Raw genomic sequence first — 690 nt, 5'->3', positions numbered from 1 at the left:
AGAGAGTAGGGAGAGGGAGAGGAGGAGAAGAGAAAGAGAAGAAGGGGAGGAGGAAAGAGAAGAAGAGGAAAAAAAAGGAGAAGTAGAAAAGAGAAAGGAGAGGAAAAAAAGGAAGAAGGAGAGAAGGGGAAGAGAAGAAAGAAAAAAAAGAAGGGGGGAGGGGGAAGAGGAAGGGGGGGGAAGGGAGGAAGAGAAAAGGAGAAAGAAGAGGAGGGAGGAGGGGGAGAGAAGGGGAAGAGGGGAGAAAAAGGGAAAGGAAGGAAGAGGGAGGGGAGAGAAGGAAAGGGAGAGGGAAAGGAGAGGAAAGAAGGGAGAGGGGGAGGAAAAGGAGGGGGAAAAGGAAAAAGAGGAAAGGAGAGGAAGGAGAAAGGGAGGGGAAGAGGAGAAGAAGGAAAGAAAAAAGGAAAAGGAGAAGGGAAAAAAGGAAAAGGAAGAGGAAGAGGAGAGGAAAGAGGAGGAAGGAAGGAGGGAAAGAGGAAAAAGGGGGAGAGAAAGGGAGGAGGAAGGAAAAGAAAAGGGAGGGAAAAAGGGAGGGGGAAGGAAGAAGGAAGGAAGGGAAAAAAAGAGGAAAGGGAAAAGAGGAAAAGGAAAAGAAAGGGGAGGAGGAGAGAAAAGAGGAGAGAAAGGAGAGGAGAGAAAGAGAGGGGAGAAAGGGGGAAAGGGAGAGAGGAGGGGAGGGAAGAAAGAAGA

1 protein-coding gene is annotated in these 690 nt (G+C 49.1%); it reads left to right on the top strand.

Features of this window, described 5'->3' with window-relative positions:
- Nucleotides 1-690, top strand: a 690-nt coding sequence (locus KW848_RS32720; RefSeq protein WP_218539173.1) for a hypothetical protein, incomplete at both ends; no start/stop codon positions are given.

It is taken from the genome of Pseudomonas sp. PDM25, assembly GCF_019219045.1.
Classification (GTDB): domain Bacteria; phylum Pseudomonadota; class Gammaproteobacteria; order Pseudomonadales; family Pseudomonadaceae; genus Aquipseudomonas.
The sequence above is the reverse complement of the archived record's forward strand: the minus strand, read 5'-3'. Positions and strand labels throughout refer to the sequence as shown.